Source organism: Lysinibacillus sp. RU7, from assembly GCF_057837305.1.
This window is the reverse complement of the sequence record NZ_JBYQFK010000177.1, coordinates 1-259: the sequence shown is the minus strand read 5'-3', so window position 1 is coordinate 259 and position 259 is coordinate 1. Positions and strand designations below refer to the sequence as shown.

Here is a 259-nt window from a genome sequence, read left to right as displayed (position 1 = left end):
ACCTCGACGACGGCGCGCTCGAAGCCTTGCTCGAACAGATCAACGCCACGGCGCGTGAAACGGGCGGCGAGGAGTTCGAGTTCAAGTCGATCCCGCAGGGCGCCGCGACCTCGGTCTGGGCCGCGGCGGTCGCCGATCCGGCCGAAATCGGCGGGCGTTACCTCGAGGATTGCCATGTCGCCGAGCTCGCCAATGACGAGGGCCTGCGCGCCGGGGTGCGATCCTATGCGATCGATCCCGACAACGCCAAGGCGCTGTG

General features: G+C 68.3%; 1 pseudogene. It reads left to right on the top strand.

Features of this window, described 5'->3' with window-relative positions:
• Nucleotides 1-259, top strand: a pseudogene (locus AC3II9_RS21995) (hypothetical protein); the annotation flags it as partial.